This is a genomic window from Oribacterium sp. oral taxon 078 str. F0263, from assembly GCF_000469565.1.
GTDB lineage: Bacteria > Bacillota > Clostridia > Lachnospirales > Lachnospiraceae > Oribacterium.
In genome coordinates, this window is sequence record NZ_KI273116.1 from 14869 (window position 1) to 34162 (window position 19294).

Genomic DNA, 19294 nt, shown 5'->3' on the forward strand with positions numbered 1-19294 from the left:
GGGTGGCTTCAGCCGACCTCCCTTCGGGAGGCACCACTACTCTCTTACTCCACACAGCCGATAATGTCCGAGAGCTTTTCGATGCCGAGCTCCCTGCATTTTTCCGGGAGCTCCCGGATGATTCTCTGGCAGATCAGGGGCTCCGTCAGGTTCATCGCCCCGATCTGCACTGCGGAGGCCCCCGCCATCATCATCTCGATCACATCCTCCGCGGAGGAGATGCCGCCCATGCCGATCAGCGGAATCTTCACGGCCCGGCGGACCTGATAGACCATGCGGAGTGCGACCGGGAATATCGCGGGTCCCGAGAGGCCCCCCATCCGGTTCTTTAATACCGTCCGCCTTCTTTGGAGGTCGATCCGAAGGCCGAGCAAGGTATTGATGAGGGAGATGCCGTCCGCCCCGCCCTCCTCGCAGGCCTTCGCGATACTCACGATATCCGTCACATTGGGACTAAGCTTCACATAGACCGGCTTTTTCACGGCCTTTTTCACCCCGCAGCAAAGGGTATAGACATTATCGGCATCGGTCCCGAAGGCGAGCCCTCCGCCCCGGACATTGGGGCAGGAGACGTTCAGCTCCAAAATCCCCACGTTCTTTACCTGATCCATCTCCTCCGCAAGCTCTATATACTCCGCGATGGAAAAGCCGGAGATATTCGCGATGACCGGCTTATGGAAGAATTCCGAGAGCTCCGGAAGTTCGCGCTCTATGACATTTCGAAGCCCCGGATTTTGCAGCCCGACGGAATTGAGCATACCGGAGGGGCACTCCGCGATCCTCGGGAGCTCATTTCCGTAGCGGGGCTTCAGCGTCGTCCCCTTGATCGCGATCGAGCCCAGAATGTCAAGATCATAGAGCTCCCGAAACTCCTTTCCATAGCCGAAGGTCCCGGAGGCCGGAATCACGGGATTATCCAGTTTAAGCCCCGAAAGCTCCGTGCTGAGATCTACCATACTATCTCCTCCCGAAAGAAGACCGGCCCTTCCGTACAGACCCTCTTCCAGCCGTCCTTCGTCCTCCTGCTGCAGCCCATGCAGGCGCCAAAGCCGCAGCCCATCCGCTCCTCGAAGCTGAACTGCCCGTCTTCTGTCCTATCATAAAGCGCGCGGAGCATCGGCTCCGGCCCGCAGCAAAGGGCGTAGCACTTTTCCTCAAGGAGTTCTGTGACAAAGCCCTTTTTCCCATAGCTTCCGTCTTCCGTCGTAAGCTCGACCGGGACTTTGAGCGCCCGGAACTCCTCCTCATAGAAGACATCCTCCTTTGAGCGAAAGCCGAGGAGCACGTGGGGATGCTTCCCCAGCTGCACCAGCCTCCGGCAAAGCCCATAGAGCGGCGGCACGCCGACCCCGCCCCCGCAGAGAACCGGGCGAGGCGGGATTTTCGAAAGCATGTAGCCGTTTCCCAGTCCCGTGAGAGCGCGAAGCATCTCCCCTGCCTCCCGGCGGCTAAGCTCCTCTGTCCCATGCCCCACTACCTTATAGATCAAAGTGATTTTCCCCTCCTCCCAGTCACAGACTGAGATCGGCCTTCTGAGAAAGCTCCCGGGGATGTGCAGATTCACAAACTGTCCCGGCGCCCTGATCTCCGAGCTGTCCCCCTCCAGCAGCATGCGAAAGACCCCTCTTGCGATCTCCCGATTTTCCAAAATCCTGTATTCTGCTTCCTTCATCTCCCTCTCCTGCGAAGACTCTCCTCATCGTAAATCCGCCGAAGAAAGACTCCTCCCCTTCCTTCCCCGGCATGCGCTGTCCCCGATTCCGCATCCTTCAGCACATATCTTAATTTTCCAAGCCTGTAAAAGCGAAAAAATGTCCCCATCCTTTCGGAGGAGCCGGCTCCTCTGTCCGGCAGCGGATATCCGCCGGATTCCCATTGGCGCGGAGCCCGTCCTCAGGCTCGCTCCCTTCGGATCCCTTCTTTCCTGTCATAGACCTCTCTTCCCCCGACATAGGTCTTCACGACCTCGCCGCGGACCTCCATGCCGTCAAATAGGGTGCTCTTTCCCATCGACAGAAAGCCTTCCGCCCTCACCCGATAGACCGGAGAGAGGTCCAATACCGCGAGATCCGCCTCCTCTCCCTCTTCGATATAGCGGGGCCCCGGGAGGGAGAAGATTTCCCTCGGCCGGACCGACATGAGATAGATGAGCTTCTCCAGGCTGATCGCGCCCTTCCCCCTTGGCGCCTCCTCCGTCCGATCGATCCTCTCCTCCGTGCTCTCCGGATCCCTCAATACAAGATTATGGTAGAGGGCGGGGAAGGAGCACTCGAGCCCGCTGATTCCGAAGGCAGAGCCATCCAGGCCCTTCGACTTCTCCTCTTCGGAGTGCGGAGCGTGGTCTGTGATAATGCAGTCTATCGTCCCATCCTTTATCCCCCGTAGGAGTGCCGCACGGTCCTCTTGGGAGCGGATCGGCGGATTCATCTTCCAGCTTCCGTCCTCCTCCAAGAAGCGGTCCGTAAACATGAGATAATGCGGGCCGGTCTCCGCCGTCACGAGGACGCCCTCCTTCTTTGCTTTCCGGATGAGCTCTGTGCTCTCCTTCGTGGAGACATGGCAGACATGATAGCGGGCGCCGGTCTCCTTCGCGAGCCGGAGATCCCTCTCCACCTGCTTCCACTCTGAGGCGCTGTTGATCCCGACGTGCCCCTTCGCTCTCGCGTATTCTCCGTCGTGAATGCAGCCGCCCGGGCGAAGCTCCCTCTCATCCTCACAGTGGGCGACGATCATCTTTTTGAGGCGGGCCGCCTCCTGCATCGCCGCTCTCATCTCGGACTCCTCCTGCATTCCCTTCCCATCGTCGGAGAAGGCGCATACATAGGGGGCGATGTCCTCCATATCCGAGAGCTCTCCCCTCCCCCTCTGCTCTTTTGTGATCGCGCCGTAGGGATAGACGTGGATCAGCGCATCCCTCTCGATCAAAGAGAGCTCCTCCCGCAGATTCTCAAGGCTTGATGGCACGGGGGAGAGATTCGGCATCGCACAGACTGCGGTATAGCCCCCTCTCGCCGCGGCCTCCGTCCCGCTCTTTATCGTCTCCTTATAAGAAAAACCGGGCTCCCGCAGATGCACATGCACATCCGCGAAGCCCGGAACGATAAAGAATCCGTCCATATTGAGATCGGCCGCCGCCTCTCTCTCTTTTTCCGAAAAATTCAGGAGAATCCTCCCCTCAAGGATCATCAGATCCCTCTGTCGAAAGCCGTCCCTCGTAAAGATCTGAGCATTTCTCAGCAATATCCTTCCCACCGGCCCCTCCCTCTGAAAAGTGAAAGCTTCCCTCAAGATTCCGGGATAGTGTAGCATAAAGGCCCTCCGAAGACAAGGCTCATTCCTCCCAGCCCTCCCTGGGCATGAGGAAGGCCAGCATGGTGGCTTTCTGCCCGGGATTAAGCCGGATATCATCGAGATGGGTCTGCATCGGGAAATCGGACTGGTCCTCCGACTCCGCAAGGAGCCAGTTCACTCCCGCATATCTCGCATTCTCCAGCGCGTCCTCCAGATCCGCGCCCTCCCCATAGCAGCCCTCGAGGTCGATCACGTCGACCCGGTAGCCCCCCTTCTCCTTCTTCGTAATCACCGCAGGATAATAATATGTCATTTCTCCCCCTCCTCCGAGAGCTTCCGATAACGCTTCGGCGTCACACCGCAGGACGAGCGGAAGAGCCGGATGAAGTTTCCGATATTGTGAAAGCCGCAGCGCTCCGCGATCTCATAGACCTTTTCATCCGTGTTCCGGAGCGCCTCCTTCGCGCGCTCGATCCGGTAGGCATTGATGTAGTCGAGCGGAGAGCTTCCGATCGAGGCCTTGAAAAAGCGGATGAAATACTGCTCATTTAAGCCGCTCTTTTCGGAGAGATCCCGGATATAAATCTTCTTTTGATAGTTCTCCCGGATATAGCGAATGCTCTCCCGGAGCACTCTGGCCTGCCTCTCCCCGTCCCCCTCCTCCTTTTCCTTCTCCCGGAGCATGCCGCAGAGCTCCAGGATTCCGATCAGCTTGAGAAGGCCCGCCCGAAGGAGAAGCTGCTCCCCGGGACTTTTCAGCTCCAGTCTCTCCCCTCCCGAGGAGACGGGACTCCTTCTTCCGCTCAGATGAAAGCGGCGGATCAGCTCTGAGAGCTCCCGCAGAAGCTCGATATAGCCGATATCGGAGACCGAGACGAAGCGGGGAAAGCAAAGCCTTCCCTCCCGAAGCGGTCTCATCAGCTTCTCCTCCAGCGGATCCTCCGGAGAAAAGCAAAGAGAGCGAAGATCAAAGCGAAGCGCATACTCTGCGCTGTCCTCCGAGAGAGCGCGGATACTGCGAAGCGTCCCCGGGGGAATGAAGCAAAGGCACTCCTGCCGGATCTCGCACTCTCTCAGGTTCAACTCCAGGAGAAAGCCCCCGCTCTTAAAATAAAAGAGCTCCGGCAGCTCGTGCCAGCTCAGGGGGAGGAGGAGCTCTCCCTCCCCCTCATAGAGCACGGCATCCAAGCTCTCCTCTCTCCGGCCCTCTCCCTCCCCGGAGTCTATTCTCCGATCCATTCGCTCTTCTCCCTTCTTTCATGAAGCTTTACTTGAAATCACGTCTCTTCCGTGGCATAATGCTTCCGTCAGATTCTCAGATCAATGCGCTATACCAATTTTGGATAACAGCAGGAGAACATCATGAAAACAAAAAAAGAAGTTATTTCCGTGTCTCAGCTCGTCGGCACTGCGATCCTCGCGGCGCTCGTCCTGATCCTCCAGCTCCTCGCGGGGAGCATCCGGGTGGGGAGCTTCAGCATCACGCTGACACTAATCCCCATCGTCATCGGAGCCATCCTATACGGCCCCTTGAGCGGTGCGCTGCTCGGCCTCCTCTTCGGAATCCTGGTCGGCATCTCCGTCGCTTCCGGCGCGGACGCAGGAGGCTTCCTCCTCTTCAGCCTTCACCCCATTATCACTATCCTGATCTGCCTTTGCAAGAGCACGCTGGCCGGTCATCTCTCGGGCCTTGTCGCAGAGGGCCTCTCAAAACGGAATCTCCCTCTCGGCGTCTTTCTCGCCGCGCTCACGGCCCCCATTGTGAATACCGGCCTCTTCCTTCTGGGACTCACGCTTTTCTTCCGGGAAACGCTCTCCCAATGGGCCGCGGGCTCCCGGAATCTCACAAGCTATATTCTCTTCGGCCTGGTCGGCGTCAATTTCCTGATCGAGCTCGGCGTCAATATCGTACTCGCTCCGGTCATTATCCGCATCGTCCACGCCGCTCATCAGATGAAGAATCAGGAGGAAATCTAATGGTGCTCTTACTGGACTGCGGAAACACCCACACCGTATTCGGCTGCGCCGATTCGGAGGGAAAGCTCTCTCAGATCTTCCGCATGGAGACAAACCGGAAGAAAACAGGCTTCGAGTATGCCTCGGATATCCGGCAGATCTTTGCGCTTCTTAAGATCGACCCGGACGGCTTCTGCGGTGCCGTCATCTCCTCCGTCGTCCCCCAGCTCACGGAGCCCTACCGCGAAGCGCTCCGGATGGCAATCGGCCGGGATGCCCTCGTGATCGGACCCGGCATCCGCACGGGGCTCCGCATCCGGATCGATGATCCCGGCACCATCGCGCCGGATCTGGTCGCGGGCGCGGTGGCCGCGAAGGCGAAATATCCGCTTCCGGCCATCATCATCGACATGGGCACCGCGACGACGATCACCGTCGTCGACCAAAATGGGGATTATATCGGAGGTGTGATCCTCCCCGGCGTAGGGATCTCCATGAATGCGCTCGCCTCGGAGACCTCTCTCCTCCCCTCAATCGATGTCGCCCCCTCCAAAAAGCTGATCGCCACCTCGACCGGCGACGCGATGCGCTCCGGTATCGTCTACGGCACGGCGGGCGCGCTGGACGGCATCATCGACCGCTTCCTGTCGGAGCTTCACACAGAGGCGACGCTCCTTGGGACCGGGGGACTCGCCGGGGTGATCTGCCCCTACTGCCGCCACAAAATCCTCGTGGATGAGGAGCTCCTCCTCCATGGACTCTGGCATCTCTTTCAGCTAAACGAGAGGGAAGCGCATCGGACATCCCGGGAGAGCTGAAGGCTTTCCCGGGGCAGCGGGGATGATTTCCCTAGAGATATTTTACAAGCTCTTCGAGGGGCCTTCTCTCAAAGTGAAGATGAGAGGGCTCCGCGTCCTTTTCCTTATAGCCGATCGGAAAGAGGGCAATCAGCTCATAGTCCGCCGTCTCCGGGAAGAGCTTTTTCAGCTTCGGCGCATCAAAGTACGCGACCCAGGTGCTCCCAAGCCCGAGGGCTTCAATAGAGAGCATCACATGACTTGCGACGATAGCGGCATCCACCTCGGCGAAATTCTTTCCATCGAATTCTCTGACCCAGCCCTCCTTTTTCTCCGCCGCGATGAGGAGAAAGAGAGAGGCTCCGAAGTCGCAGGGTGTCGTCTCCTTGACCTTTCGGACCGCCTCCTCCCCCGATGCGACGAAGATCCGGTAGGGCTGATTGTTGTGCGCGGTAGGGGAAAGCCTCGCGATAGAGAGAATCTCCTCCAGCTTCTCCTTCTCCACCGGACGATCACTTAATTTTCTGCAGGAATACCGATTTTTCGCAAGCTCTGAAAATTCCATACTGCTTCGGGCGATGCCGCCCTTCCTCCTTTCAAGGATAAAATACTAAAACTCCGTCAAGCTTTTGCAGCTCACATAAGAGGGGCAAAGAGCCGGAGAACCCCCTGCCCCAGGCGGAGCGCCATAGACCGGTCTCCATAGCGCTTCGTGACCTCCCGAGACAGCCGGAAGAGCTCCGAAAAGTCCTCCCGGATCTTGGGAAGGCAGCGGGAGCGGTAGAGATATACCGCATCCTCAAAGTGGTGGTAGAGACTCCGGTAATCGAAGTTGATCGTCCCGACCACCGCGCACTCATCATCCGAGAGAATCTGCTTCTCATGCAGGAAGCCCGGCGTAAACTCATAGATCCTGACCCCATCCCGCGCAAGCTGATTATAATAGGAGCGAGTCACCTGATAGATGAGCTTCTTGTCCGGGATTCCGGGCGTCACGATCCTCACATCGACGCCTCTTCGCGCCGCGAGGGTGAGCTCCCGGGACATATCGTCTGTGATAATGAGATAGGGCGTAGCAATAAAGACATAGTGCTTTGCGTTCTTCAGGATGTTGAGATAGACATCCTCCCCCGTGCAAAGACTGTCCACCGGATCATCCGCATAAGGGACGACGATGCCCTCGGATCCTCTTCCCACAGAGCGCGGGAAATCCAGGAGATAGGGGTTTACCGACTCCACCGGCTTCTCGTCCATCGCATTCCACATCTCCAGGAAAAGGAGTGTCAATGTCCGGACCGCGGGACCCTCCAGACGAATCCCGCTGTCCTTCCAAAGACCATAGGGATGGGTGAGATTAAAATACTTATCCGCGAGATTGTAGCCGCCTGTAAAACCGATTCTGCCGTCCACGACCGTAATCTTCCGATGGTCCCGGTTGTTCATGAAAAGATTTACGATCGGCACGATCGGATTAAAGACCCGGCAGGAAATGCCGTAGGAGCTCATCTCCCGGATGAACTGCGGATCGATGAAGCCGATGGAGCCGATGTCATCATAGAAGACCCGGACCTCCACACCGCTTGCCGCCTTCTCTATGAGGATTTCCTTCAGCTCCCCGAAGGCGATCCGGTTCTCGATCGCGTGGTACTCCATGAAGATAAAGTGCTCTGCGTTTCTGAGCGCAAGCTTCTGCGCCTCCAGAGCCTCTCTGGTGTCCCCGTAGAAGTCCACCTCTGTATCCCGGTAGGGCGGAAAGCCGCAGCTGTGCTTCAGAAAATAAAGCTGGTTTCCGACACCGGGATTTTCCTTTAAAAGAGGCGAAAGGATCTCCTCATTGTCCGGGAGAGCCGAGAGAACCGCGCGGTCCACGGTCTGAAACCTCCGGTCCATCGTCTTCACGAAGTTTGAGCGGTAGCTCATGAAGTAGAGTCCCCAGCCGAGGATCGGCACCGCCATGATAAAAAAGATCCAGCTCATCTTGATCGTCGGATTCGTGTGCTTTCCGAAAATCCCGAGCGCCGAGGCCGCGGCGATTAAGTGGAGGCTGAGAGAAATCCAGAGATAATTCTCGCTCAGCCGAAGGACGATGATACTGAACCAGGCGAGCTGCAAAAGCACGGAAATCCCGACGAAGATCAGTCTTCCCACGCTGTTCTTCCGATCCTCCCTGTGGACATGCCCCTCCGCTTCGTTCATCTTTCCCTCCGGCTCTCTCTCGATCTCTCCTGATTCCGCCCTCCCAAGTATAGCAAAAAAGCCGCCGCTCCCGGGAACTTCTTCCCGATATCTTTTCTTAAAATTCTACGTACTTCGGAAGTCCGTCCTCGAAATCGCAGCTCTCCTCCCCCTGAATCAGCGGGAGAAGGTAGCGGATGCAGTCCTCCGTGAGATGACAGCCGTCCTCCGTAATCCACTCCGACGGAACCTTTTTCTCCCGGTTTGCGATCTCGGAAAGCGGAGCTCCGAAGTACTCCGCCCGGTATTCTCCTCCTTCCGCAGAGGACCTCCTGAGAGAGGACATTTCTCCGTTTCTCCCGGAGAGTGCGAGCCGCACGGCCCGCCTCCCAAGCTCCCGGGACTCCGTGACATCCGTTTTAGAGAGAAGATGCCCCGCGCAGCGCTGCAGGAGGTTCAGCTCGATGGAACGGACCTTGCACCCGATCCTCTCCCGCACGATCTCCTCTAAAACTCTCCCCGCACCGGAGTGCATCCTGTGCCCAAAGGCATCTGCATCTCCTCTTCCTCTCTCCGCTTTCCCGGAAGGCTGTCTCCCCTTCTCCTCTCCGCTCTCCCCGGCTCCGGCCTCGGCATCATAGTCGGAGATCAGCATTCCCTCCTCGTCCTTGACCCCCTCAGAGACCGCGACGATGAGTCTTCCCCTCTCCGAAAGAGCCCTCCTCAGATCCGATAGAAAGCGCTCCACGGAGAAGCTGTGCTCCTCCAGATAGATCAGCATGGGGACAGAGCCCTCCATCCGCTCCGAGAGGGTCGCCGCCGCGGTGAGCCAGCCCGCATTCCTCCCCATCATCTCCACGATGATCACATAGCTTTGCTCATAGACGAAAAGTTCCCGGGAGAGCTCGGAGAGAGAGGTCGCGATATACTTTGCGGCAGAGCCAAAGCCCGGACAGTGGTCAATCCCGAAGAGATCGTTGTCGATCGTCTTCGGCGCTCCGACCACCGTGATTTCCTCCTCCCCCCTCTCCCGGAAAAAGCGGGAGAGCTTCCAGGCGGTGTCCATGGAATCGTTTCCGCCGATATAGATAAAATACGAGATCCCGTATTTTCGAAAGAGCTCCAGGATCCTCTCAAACTCCGAGGGATCCTCCAGCTTATAGCGGCAGGAGCCAAGCGCCGCGGCCGGCGTTTTGGAAAGCCGCTGAAGGAAGCGGGAGAGCGCGTCCTCCCTGCTTCTCCCGGGGAAATCCCTCTGCAAAAGCTCCGGGATTCGCTGACTGAGCTCCAGAAGCTTCTCCTCGAGAAGCCCCTGAATTCCATAGCGGCTCCCGTAGATCCGATCGATCTCCCCCGAGAGAAGTCCCTCCTCCAGGATCCCGGAGAGCGTCGCATTGATTACCGCGGTCGGACCGCCGGACTGCGCGATTAAAAGATTTCCTGCCATATTCCCCCTGCTTTTATGAAAACGCGGATACCCTCTTCCTCCGCCTTTTACGCCGATCGGCCGCTTTTTTCGGCTAGCCCAGCTCCCGTTCCGCTGCCCGGAGCGCGGAGAGGATCACCGCGTCCATATCGTAATAGCGGTATTCCCCGAGCCTCCCTCCGAAAAAGACCTTCTCCTCCCCCTCGGCAAGCTTCTGGTACTCGCGGCAGCGCGCCTGATTCTTCTCATCGTTTACCGGGTAGTACGGCTCCTCCCCGATTCTCCATTCGGAGCTGTATTCCCGGCTTATGATGGTCTTCGGAAGCGGATTTCCCTCCCGATCCCTTCCGAATTCAAACCACTTGTGCTCGATAATCCTGGTCCACGGCGTCTCCCGATCCGTATAATTCACGGCCGCATTGCCCTGGAAATTCGGGATGTCCAGAAGCTCCGTCTCGAAGCGGAGGGAGCGGTACTCCAGGGCGCCGAGCCGAAAGTCGTAATATTCGTCGATCGGCCCGGTAAAGAGCACCCTCTTGGCAAGGGCGGAGAGCTCCTCCCGTTCCTTCAGATAATCGACTCCGAGGCGAAGCTCGATGCCGGAGAGCATCCTCTCAAGCATCGCGGTATATCCCCCGATCGGGATGCCCTGGTAGAGAGCATTAAAATAATTGTTGTCAAAGGTGTAGCGGACCGGAAGCCTCTTTATGATGAAGGAGGGGAGCTCCCTGCAGCTTCTCCCCCACTGCTTCTCCGTATAGCCCTTGATCAGCTTTTCGTAGATCTCCGTCCCCACTAAAGAGATGGCCTGCTCCTCGAGATTCTTCGGCTCGGAAATCGCGGCCTCTCTCCGCTCTCTCTCGATCCTCTCCCTCGCCTCCTCCGGCGTGACCACTCCCCACATCCGGTTGAAGGTATACATATTAAAGGGAAGAGAATAGAGCTCCCCGTGGAAGTTCGCGATCGGAGAATTCGTAAAGCGGTTGAATTCCGAAAAGCGATTCACATAGTCCCAGGCTCTTTTCTCATTGCTGTGAAAGATATGGGCCCCGTACTGATGGACCTGTATCCCCTCCTGCTCCCTCGTGTAGACATTCCCGGCGATATGGTCCCTCCGGTCGATCATGAGGACCCTCTTCCCTCGGTCTGCCGCCTCCCTGGCGAAAACCGCGCCGAAGAGCCCCGTGCCAATGATCAGATAATCATACATAAAGTCTCCCTCTGCCTGAAAACGGGTATAATTTCGTATTCGCTGCCGCCTTTTCTGCTGCTTTGTCGACCCGACGCAGGACGCTCTCGCTCCGACTGCCGCGGCCAGCGGCCGATAAGCGATCTTGAGAAACCAGATCGCTAAACGCCGGGGCGGCAGACGGCCTGCTTATGGATCAGCCGGTCGACAGATACGGCGGCAAAGCTCTATGCCGGCAGTGATGCATGCTTATGCCTCTTGTCCTGTCAGATCTTCCTGTATCAATACAGTGTCTCTTCCGGCGCTCCACAAGGACTTATATGGAAAAGATCTCCGGGTGCTTTTCCCGGAAGCGCTCCGCCTCCTCCTTGTCCCTCTCAAGCTGCTCCGAGAGCTCTAAAAGGGAGGAAAAGCGAAGCTCCGGGCGGAGTCTTTCGATGAAGTCGATGCGGATTTTCTTTCCGTAGAGATCGCCCTGAAAGTGAAGGAGGAAGCTCTCGATGCTGACCGGGTTCTCCATAGAGACCGTCGGATTATTCCCCACATTGCAGATGCCCGCGTAGAACCTCTGATCACTCAGCACCCGGACGATATAGACTCCGAAGGCGGGGATGAGCTTCCCGGGACTCGGCTTTAAATTCGCGGTCGGAAAATGAAGGAGCGTTCCGCCGATCCTCTTCCCGTGCGCCACCGTCCCGGAGAGGCTGAAATATCTTCCGAGGAGCTCTCTCACTCTGGAAACTCTCCCGAGGGAGAGCTCCTTTCGAATCAGACTGCTGGAGATAATCTGGAGCTCTCCTCCTTCATCCACTGTCTCCCGTTTTTTTAAAGCGTGGACCGTATAGCCGAAGGCTTCGGCATAGCGCCGAAGCAGTGCGACATCTCCCCTCGCTCCCTTTCCGAAGCTCGCGTCCTCTCCGACGACGAGCTCCTTCACATGCATCTGCCGGTGCAAAACTCCCCCGATGAAGTCCTCCGGGGACATATCGAGAAAGGCCTCCGTGAGCGGAAGCTCGAAGACCCGGTCAAAACCCCGGCTCCGAAGCCTCGAAAGATGCTCCTCCTCCGTGGAAATCCTGTCCCTTTTTTCCCCGAGGAGCTTTCCTTCCGGGCTCCTCGAAAAGGTGAGAAGCACGCTCCGAAGCTTCTTTTCCCTCGAAATCTCCAGGATCTTATCGAAAATCAGCTGATGTCCCAGGTGCCCGCCGTCAAATTTCCCAAAGCTCAGCACCGTCTCGATCGAGGAGTAGACCGGCGGGAGCAGGATCTCGGAAAGCCTTCCCTCCGACTTCCTGCTCTCGATCTCTGAGAGCGTATGGCTGTCCTCCAGGGAAAAATCCCCGACCCTCGTCCTCTTAAGAGCCGTCATCGCGGCCCCGCAGCCGAGCTTCCTCCCGATATCCGCGCAGAGCGTCCGGATATAGGTCCCCTTCCCGCAGCGAACCCGGAGGCGGATCTTAGGAAGCTCCAGCTTAAGGATCTCGATCTCATGGATCACGATGGAGCAGGGCTTTCTCTCCACGACCTTCCCCTCCCGGGCAAGCTCATAGAGCCTCCTGCCCCCGACTCTCTTTGCGCTGTACATGGGCGGAATCTGCTCCTGCTCTCCGAGCATGGTCGAAAGCAGCTCCTTAAGCTCCTCCTCCGTCGTTCTGACCTCGCTCTCCGAGAGCACCTTCCCCGTGATATCCTCCGTATCCGTCGTGATCCCGAGGAGAAGCTCTGTCTCATAGACCTTTTCCGTCCCGCCGATCTCGGAGAGAAGCTTCGTCGCTCTCCCCACACAGACGAGAAGCACGCCCTCCGCCATGGGGTCGAGCGTGCCGGCATGTCCGATCCTTCTCTCGGAGAGGATACCGCGGAGTCGTCTTATGACATCGAAGCTCGTGCATCCCCCCTCCTTATATACCGAAAGGATCCCATCCATCTAGTCCCGGCTCCTCTCTCCCTCCGGGAGCTGCTTCTCTATCTCACGGGAGAGCTTCTCAAGGATCTCCTCCGGCTCCCCCGAAAGGCAGCAGCCGGCCGCCATCTTGTGCCCTCCGCCGCCGAAAAACGCGCAGATCTCGGAGACATCCAGCCAGCTCCTGCTCGATCGCAGGCTGACCTTGAAGACCCGGTCCGAAACCTCATAGAGGAAGACCGCGCCGTCCATCCCCCGGGTCTCCCGAAGATCAGAGACGATGCCGTCGATCTCCTTTTGGTTTACGCCGTAGAAGCGCATCTCCTTCCGTCTCAAAACACCGGCGATCACTCTCCCCCCGAGCAAAAGCACGCTCTCCATGAGAACTCTCGCCCGGACCTGCTGCTGAGCATAGCTCCTTAAGTAGAAGCTGTCGTCGATGATATTCGAAAAGTCGATCCCATAGGACATAAGCTTCCCCGCGATCTCCATCGTCCGAGGGCTGGTCGCGGAGTATTTGAAGACGCCGGTGTCGTGGATGATCCCCGTGTAGAGGCAGGAAGCGATCCCCCGGTCCAGCTTCTCCTTGTCCAAAAGCTCATAGAGGAGCTCGCAGCTGCTGGAGGCATCCGGCAGGATCGTCCGGTGCGAAAAGGGCGAGGAAAGAGAGGTCTTATGATGGTCTACGACATAGACCTCCTCCGCGTTTTCCGCCAGGATATGAAAGTCCCCAAGCCTCTCGGGGCCCGCGCAGTCTAAAATGAAGGCGAGCTGGTATTTCCTCTCCGAGGGGCGATGAAGGATCTCATCAAAGCCCGGGAGATAGGAAAACTTCCGGCTCGCCTCCATCAGATAGACAGAGGCCTCCTTTTCCGGATAATTCCTCCGGATATAATTGTAAAGCCCAAGCGTTGCGCCCAGGCAGTCCCCGTCGGGATTGGTATGCCCGAGGATGCAGATCGTCTCCGCCTCCTCAAGCATGCCGAGAAATTCCTGCTTCATGACTCCTCATCCTCATCATAGCGGTTCTGCTCATTGACCGGCCTTCCCTCCGGCTTGCTCCGGTCCTCCTCGGAAACCCTTCGGATCAGGGCGTCCATGCGGGAGCCGTACTCCGCGGAGCGGTCTGCGACGAAGGAAAGCTCCGGCGTATGGCGGAGATTTAAGCTCCTCGCAAGCTCCCTCCGGAGAAAGCCCGACGCGGCCCGAAGGCCCTCCATCGTCTTATCGAGGACCTCCTCCCCGCCGAGCGCAGAGACATAGACCTTACAGTACTGAAGGTCCGGCGTCAGATCCACGCCGGTGATATTCGTCATCGGCGAGACCCGGGCATCCTTAAGCTCATCCCTTACGAGGAGGGAGAGCTGCCGCCGCACATCCTCATTCCTCCTCTGGTATTTAAAGCTTTGCTTTCTCAACGGCTGACCTCTTCCATCACGTAGACCTCGAGCTGATCCTCCTCCTTGAGATCCGAGAATCCCTCGATCACAAGACCGCACTCATAGCCTGTGCGGACCTCCTTCACATCATCCTTAAAGCGCTTCACGGAGGCGATCACGCCGTCGTGGAGAAGCTCCTCTCCCCGATGGATGCGGACCTTCGCGCCCCTTTGCACCATGCCGTCCAGGACATAGGAGCCCGCGATGACGCCGACTCCGGAGGAGCGGAAGATCTGCCGCACCACCGCGTGACCGATCACCTTCTCCTCGTAGACCGGGGCCAGCATGCCCTTCATGGCGTTTTCGATATCCTCGATCGCCTTGTAGATAATGTTGTAGAGCCGGATATCCACCTTCTCCCGCTCCGCGATCTCCTTCGCCGTCGTATCCGGCTTCACATCGAAACCGATCACGATCGCATTGCTCGCGCTCGCAAGCGTCACATCGGACTCGTTGATCGCGCCGACTCCGGAGTGAATCACGCGGACGCGGACCTCGTCGTTCTCGATCTTCTCGAGAGAATCGCGGACCGCCTCCACGGAGCCCTGCACATCCGCCTTGATGACAAGCGGAAGCTCCTTCAGCTCTCCGGCCTTGATCTGATCGAAGAGCGCATCCAGGGAGACCTTCTTCCGGGACTCCTCCACCAGCTTCTGCCTTCCCTCGGAGACGAAGGTGTCGGCATAGGCCTTGGCCTCCTTCTCGTTGTCCTTCACCTGGAAAATCTCTCCGGCATTCGGGACGGAATTCAGTCCCAGGATCTCCACCGGCATGGAGGGGCTCGCCTTCTTGATCCTGCGCCCCTTGTCGTCGATCATCGCCCGGACTCTTCCGTAGGCCGAGCCCGCCGCGACGCTGTCTCCGACATGGAGCGTACCCTTCTGCACGAGCAGCCGGGCGACAGAGCCCCTGCCCTTGTCAAGCTCCGCCTCTATGACGACACCGTAGGCCTTCCGGTCCGGATTCGCCTTAAGCTCCATAACATCGGCCTCAAGGACGATATTTTCCAGCAGATTCTCAATCCCCTCTCCGGTCTTTGCAGAGACCGGGCAGCAGATAATGTCACCGCCGTAGTCCTCCGCCACGAGATCGTACTTCATCAGCTCCTGCTTGACCTTATCGACATTTGCCGCCGGCTTATCGATCTTATTGATCGCGACGATGATCTGCGTCCCCGCGGCCTTCGCGTGATTGATCGCCTCAATGGTCTGCGGCATGACGCCGTCGTCCGCCGCCACGACAAGCACCGCGATATCCGTGGCCTGCGCTCCCCGCATCCGCATCGCGGTGAAGGCCTCATGTCCCGGCGTATCGAGGAAGGTAATCGTCCTCTCCTCCCCGTTCACCTTGACAAAGACCTGGTAGGCACCGATGGACTGCGTGATTCCGCCGTGCTCATGGCTCGTCACATTGGTATTCCGGATCGCGTCGAGGATAGAGGTCTTTCCGTGATCGACATGTCCCATGACAACCACAACCGGCGGCCTCGGGCGAAGGTCCTTCTCCGTATCCGTCTCCGTATCCTGGACGAGCTCCGCGATGACATCGACCTTCTCCTCCTTCTCGCAGAGGATATCGTAGTCGACCGCGATGTTCTCCGCCTCCTCGTAGCTAAGCTCCGTATTGAGCGTCACCATCTGCCCGCGGAGGAAGAGCTTTTTGATGATCTCGGCGGACTTTTGCTTCATCTTGTCCGCGAGCTCCTTGATGGTGATCGTCTCCGGAAGCGTGATGGACTTGATCGTCTCCTCGACCGGCTTCACATACTCCGGCCGGATGAAGGCGCCTCTTCCCGTCTTCTTGCTCTTGTGCTGCAGCTGATCGTCCCTCTCATAGGACTGCGCCGCGCCGTACTTATTCTGCTTTCTGTTGCTCCGGTTCTTCTGGGAAAGGCTGGCCTTCTCGGTCTCAAAGCTCTTATTCCCATAGCTCTTCTTCTGCGGTCTCGCGGCATCATGCTTTACGCGGCTCCCGGCCTTCTCCGGCGCAGCGGGGCCCGCGGAAACCGCAGTCCTCCTCCCGGATGTACCCGCGGCTCCCGGCCGCTCCGCATTCCGGAAGGGCCTCTGTCCCTGTCCGCCCGGAGCCGTTCTCCGCGTGCGGTCGGACCTAAGAGCACTGCCTCTCTCCCCGCTGTAGCCGGAAGAAGCGCGGCCTCTCTCCTCTCCCGCCCTGCGGGCCGGAGCGGGAGGATTCGCCTTCGCCTTCTCTCTCTCCTCCTTTTCTCTCGCAGCGGCAGCTCTTGCGAGGGCCAGCGCCCTCTCCGCGGCCTTTTCTGCGGCTCTCGCTGCGGCAGCCCTCTCATCGAGCGGCTTCTCCTCCGCGGCGCTCCGCTCCTTCTCCGCCTTTTCCGCCCGGAGCTTCTCTGCTCTCTCCTTCTCGGCGCGGGCAATCTCCTCCTGCTCCCTCTTCCTCTGCTGCTCGTTCAGCTCCTTCAGCGGAGTCACACGGGCGGTGCCGGGGGGCAGGGGTCTTCCGTTCGGAGAAAGCGCCTTCTTCTGCTTCTTCTCCGCTTCCTCCTGCGCGCTCCTTCCGCCGCTCTTTTTCGTCCTCTCTCCGAATCTTCCGCCAAGCGGATGATTCTTATGATTGACCGAGTTCTGGGAGTGGAAAACAACGGCGAGCTTTTTCTTCTTTGGAGCCGCTCCGTCCTTCGTCCCCCCGTTTTTCAGATTTTCGTTGCTTTTCTCTGCCATTCGCTTTCCCCTCCGTCCAAGATTCGTTTCATCTGCTCCGAAAAGCCCGCATCCTCAATGCTTACGGATGAACGCTCTTCCCTCCCGATCCAGTGTCCCAGCTCTCTCTTTGTCCCCACTTCATAGATCGGCACGCCGCGATGCCTGCACTGGTCCCGGAACTTCTTCTTTGTATTCTCTGATGCGTCCTCTGAGACGAGGATCAGCTTCGACTTCCCCGACTTCAGCGATTTCTCCGAGGCGAACTCGCCGGATCTCACCTTCCCGGCTCTCATTGCGAGCCCCAGGATCCCTGAAAATTTATTTTGCAAGTCTTTCCAATTCCTCCTGAAGCCTCCGGTAGATCTCCGCCGGAACTTCCATCCGGAAGGACTTCTGCAGGCCCCTCCTCTTCTCCGCCTTCCGAAGACACTCCGGATCCGGGCAGAGATACGCCCCTCTTCCGTTCTTCCTCCCCGTCGGATCGATCTCCCAGAGTCCCTCCGGACTGCGCAGCACACGGAGAAGCTCCTTCTTCTCCCTCTTTGCCCCGCAGCCGATGCAGGAGCGCTCCGGCACTTTCTTCTCCTTATTCATCGTCCTCCGTCTTCGGCTTCTCCTCCGCCTCTCTCTCTTCTAAAGCGGCATTCTCCGAGGGCTCTGACTCCTCCATGGACTCCCTTTCGCTTCCCTCCCCGCTCTCCTTCGCGGGATCCGCTCCTTCCTCAGAATCCTCGGAAAGATCTTCCTCTCCGCTGTCCTCCGAGAAGTCCTCCTGCTCGGACTCTCCGGTGAACTCCTCTCCGTCGTCCTCCGGGAAATCGTAGTCCTCTTCCCCTTCCTCGCCCTCACCGCGGTAGTCGATCCCCATCTCATCGAAGATCCCCTGCTCCTGCGCCTGGGACTCCGACTTGATATCGATCTTATAGCCCGTCAGCTTCGCGGAAAGTCTCGCGTTCTGTCCCTCCTTGCCGATCGCGAGGGAGAGCTGCGTATCCGGCACGATGACCATCGCGTCCTTATTGTCCGGATCCGCGATGACTGCGATGACCTTCGCCGGGGAGAGCGCGTTCTCGATCAGATAGGCCGGGTTCTCATCATAATTTATGATATCGATCTTCTCCCCCCGAAGCTCCTCTACCACCGCATTGACCCTCGTCCCGTCCAGACCGACACAGGAACCGACCGGATCGACATCCGGATCGTTGGAGAGAACCGCCATCTTCGTGCGGGAACCGGCCTCTCTGGCGATCGCCCGGATCTCGACGATGCCCTCCCGGATCTCCGGCGCCTCCTCCTCGAAAAGCTTCTTCACAAGCTCGGGATGCGTCCTCGAGAGCAGCACCCTCGGTCCCTTCGGGGAATCCCGGACCTCGACGACATAGACCTTGATCCGGTCCGTCGGATTCAGAACCTCCCCCTTCACCTGCTCGTTCTCTGAAAGATACCCGTCCACTCTCCCGAGGTTCACGATGATGGATCTCCCGGTATCCCGCTCCACCACTCCGCTCACGACCTCTCTCGCCATGGAATAGTACTCCCGGTAGAGCACCCTCCTCTCCTCCTCGCGGATCTTCTGGACGATAACCCCCTTTGCGTTCTGCGTCGCGATCCTCCCGAAGGAACGGGAATCCACGGGGACCTGAACGATGTCCCCGAGCTCATACTTCGGATCCACCAGCTTCGCCTCCGAAAGCCCGATCTCCGCGATCGGATTCGAGACGGTTTCAACGACAGTTTTATCTGCAATGACGGAAAAATCACAGCTCTCCGGATCCACGTTGACCCTCACATTATCGGCGGAACCAAAATGATTCCGGCAGGCGGTCTGCAGGGACAGCTCGATTGCCTCGATCAGAGCCTGCTTGGGAATGCCCTTTTCCTTCTCCAAAAGCTCAAGCGCATCACGCAGTTCTGTGTTCATTCCTTCTCTCCTCCCGGTATCTCTCCCTCTTCCGGCTCGTCCTTAAAGCCCAGGGAGCAGACCTCCAAAACGTACTCATCCTCGATGAAGTCCTCCTTGTCCAGCCATCTGGAGAGAGGCCTCGAAACCGCGGCGCAGTCGTCTGTCGTCATGGGTTCCCCATCTTTTCTCAGAATGAAGACCCTCAGGTAGTTCACTCCGTCCTCCCTCGTATAGCTCACGCTGTCCAGCTCATAGCCGAGGGACGGGGCCAGCTCCTCCCGAAGGTAAGCTTCCGTCTTCTCTGTGATCATCTTTCGCGCTCCACTCAAGCAAAAGGAGCAAGCTCGGTGCTTGCTCCTTCCAACCAGTTTCAATCATGCAAGGAAACCTTAACACAAAAAGCGGGAAAATGCAAGCCTTTTCGCCTCTTTTCGCATCCTCCATTGAGCAGAAATCCACAGATGCGCGCCATTTACAGCCTCCCGGTATTTTGTCCGTCTAAGAGCAGGCCGTCTGCCGCCCCGGCGACTCGGCTTC

19 protein-coding genes are annotated in these 19294 nt (G+C 58.2%); 2 read left to right on the top strand and 17 right to left on the bottom strand.

The genetic code is table 11. The features are described 5' to 3' along the window. Positions 1 to 44 precede the first annotated feature (44 nt). From HMPREF1986_RS06020 to HMPREF1986_RS06040, 5 genes are all read right to left on the bottom strand, one after another. Positions 45 to 956, bottom strand: a complete 912-nt coding sequence (locus HMPREF1986_RS06020) for a dihydroorotate dehydrogenase (protein ID WP_021773900.1) — start codon at positions 954 to 956, stop codon at positions 45 to 47. Then, positions 950 to 1672 (bottom strand): dihydroorotate dehydrogenase electron transfer subunit, encoded by a 723-nt coding sequence (locus HMPREF1986_RS06025; RefSeq protein WP_021773901.1) that lies wholly within the window; start codon positions 1670 to 1672, stop codon positions 950 to 952. Before HMPREF1986_RS06025 ends, HMPREF1986_RS06020 begins: the two co-directional genes overlap by 7 nt. Positions 1673 to 1893: 221 nt before the next feature. Then, entirely contained in the window at positions 1894 to 3252 is a 1359-nt protein-coding gene (locus tag HMPREF1986_RS06030; protein ID WP_036599593.1) for a dihydroorotase, read from the bottom strand. A gap of 79 nt (positions 3253 to 3331) precedes the next feature. After that, entirely contained in the window at positions 3332 to 3604 is a 273-nt protein-coding gene (locus HMPREF1986_RS06035; protein ID WP_021773904.1) for a type II toxin-antitoxin system HicB family antitoxin, read from the bottom strand. Then, positions 3601 to 4530 carry a helix-turn-helix domain-containing protein gene (locus HMPREF1986_RS06040; RefSeq protein WP_021773905.1) on the bottom strand — a complete coding sequence of 310 codons (930 nt, stop codon included), beginning with the start codon at positions 4528 to 4530 and terminating at the stop codon, positions 3601 to 3603. Before HMPREF1986_RS06040 ends, HMPREF1986_RS06035 begins: the two co-directional genes overlap by 4 nt. Before the next feature lie 123 nt (positions 4531 to 4653). Here HMPREF1986_RS06040 and HMPREF1986_RS06045 point away from each other — a divergent pair, with 123 nt between their 5' ends. Further along, complete coding sequence (locus HMPREF1986_RS06045) at positions 4654 to 5268, top strand: ECF transporter S component (protein WP_021773906.1); 615 nt, start codon at positions 4654 to 4656, stop codon at positions 5266 to 5268. Beyond that, complete coding sequence (locus tag HMPREF1986_RS06050; protein WP_021773907.1) at positions 5268 to 6065, top strand: type III pantothenate kinase; 798 nt, start codon at positions 5268 to 5270, stop codon at positions 6063 to 6065. The genes HMPREF1986_RS06045 and HMPREF1986_RS06050 overlap by 1 nt, the downstream gene beginning before the upstream one ends. A 31-nt stretch (positions 6066 to 6096) precedes the next feature. Here HMPREF1986_RS06050 and HMPREF1986_RS06055 read toward each other — a convergent pair whose 3' ends face one another. The 12 genes from HMPREF1986_RS06055 to rimP all read right to left on the bottom strand — a co-directional run bounded on the left by HMPREF1986_RS06055 (position 6097) and on the right by rimP (position 19068). After that, positions 6097 to 6609 carry a nitroreductase family protein gene (locus HMPREF1986_RS06055; protein ID WP_021773908.1) on the bottom strand — a complete coding sequence of 171 codons (513 nt, stop codon included), beginning with the start codon at positions 6607 to 6609 and terminating at the stop codon, positions 6097 to 6099. A 71-nt stretch (positions 6610 to 6680) separates the two neighbouring features. Next, positions 6681 to 8240, bottom strand: a complete 1560-nt coding sequence (gene cls / locus HMPREF1986_RS06060) for a cardiolipin synthase (RefSeq protein WP_021773909.1) — start codon at positions 8238 to 8240, stop codon at positions 6681 to 6683. A gap of 97 nt (positions 8241 to 8337) precedes the next feature. Next, positions 8338 to 9666 (bottom strand): 6-phosphofructokinase, encoded by a 1329-nt coding sequence (locus HMPREF1986_RS06065; RefSeq protein WP_021773910.1) that lies wholly within the window; start codon positions 9664 to 9666, stop codon positions 8338 to 8340. A gap of 73 nt (positions 9667 to 9739) precedes the next feature. Further along, the gene (gene glf / locus HMPREF1986_RS06070; protein ID WP_021773911.1) at positions 9740 to 10855 is read right to left on the bottom strand and encodes a UDP-galactopyranose mutase; all 1116 of its coding nucleotides are present in this window, start codon (positions 10853 to 10855) and stop codon (positions 9740 to 9742) included. Between the two features lie 295 nt (positions 10856 to 11150). Further along, positions 11151 to 12761 (bottom strand): tRNA pseudouridine(55) synthase TruB, encoded by a 1611-nt coding sequence (gene truB, locus HMPREF1986_RS06075; protein WP_021773912.1) that lies wholly within the window; start codon positions 12759 to 12761, stop codon positions 11151 to 11153. Then, positions 12762 to 13739: a DHH family phosphoesterase gene (locus HMPREF1986_RS06080; RefSeq protein ID WP_021773913.1), complete on the bottom strand. Its 978-nt coding sequence runs from the start codon at positions 13737 to 13739 to the stop codon at positions 12762 to 12764. Further along, entirely contained in the window at positions 13736 to 14155 is a 420-nt protein-coding gene (rbfA, locus tag HMPREF1986_RS06085; protein WP_009215628.1) for a 30S ribosome-binding factor RbfA, read from the bottom strand. The genes HMPREF1986_RS06080 and rbfA overlap by 4 nt, the downstream gene beginning before the upstream one ends. Next, entirely contained in the window at positions 14152 to 16872 is a 2721-nt protein-coding gene (gene infB / locus HMPREF1986_RS06090; RefSeq protein WP_021773914.1) for a translation initiation factor IF-2, read from the bottom strand. The genes rbfA and infB overlap by 4 nt, the downstream gene beginning before the upstream one ends. Then, positions 16845 to 17183: a L7Ae/L30e/S12e/Gadd45 family ribosomal protein gene (locus HMPREF1986_RS06095; protein WP_036599552.1), complete on the bottom strand. Its 339-nt coding sequence runs from the start codon at positions 17181 to 17183 to the stop codon at positions 16845 to 16847. Before HMPREF1986_RS06095 ends, infB begins: the two co-directional genes overlap by 28 nt. After that, positions 17173 to 17448, bottom strand: coding sequence for an RNase P modulator RnpM (rnpM, locus tag HMPREF1986_RS06100; RefSeq protein WP_021773915.1), 276 nt, complete (start codon positions 17446 to 17448; stop codon positions 17173 to 17175). The genes HMPREF1986_RS06095 and rnpM overlap by 11 nt, the downstream gene beginning before the upstream one ends. Next, the gene (nusA, locus tag HMPREF1986_RS06105; RefSeq protein WP_021773916.1) at positions 17441 to 18775 is read right to left on the bottom strand and encodes a transcription termination factor NusA; all 1335 of its coding nucleotides are present in this window, start codon (positions 18773 to 18775) and stop codon (positions 17441 to 17443) included. The genes rnpM and nusA overlap by 8 nt, the downstream gene beginning before the upstream one ends. Then, positions 18772 to 19068 carry a ribosome maturation factor RimP gene (gene rimP, locus HMPREF1986_RS13145; RefSeq protein WP_021773917.1) on the bottom strand — a complete coding sequence of 99 codons (297 nt, stop codon included), beginning with the start codon at positions 19066 to 19068 and terminating at the stop codon, positions 18772 to 18774. Before rimP ends, nusA begins: the two co-directional genes overlap by 4 nt. Between the last annotated feature and the right edge of the window lie 226 nt (positions 19069 to 19294).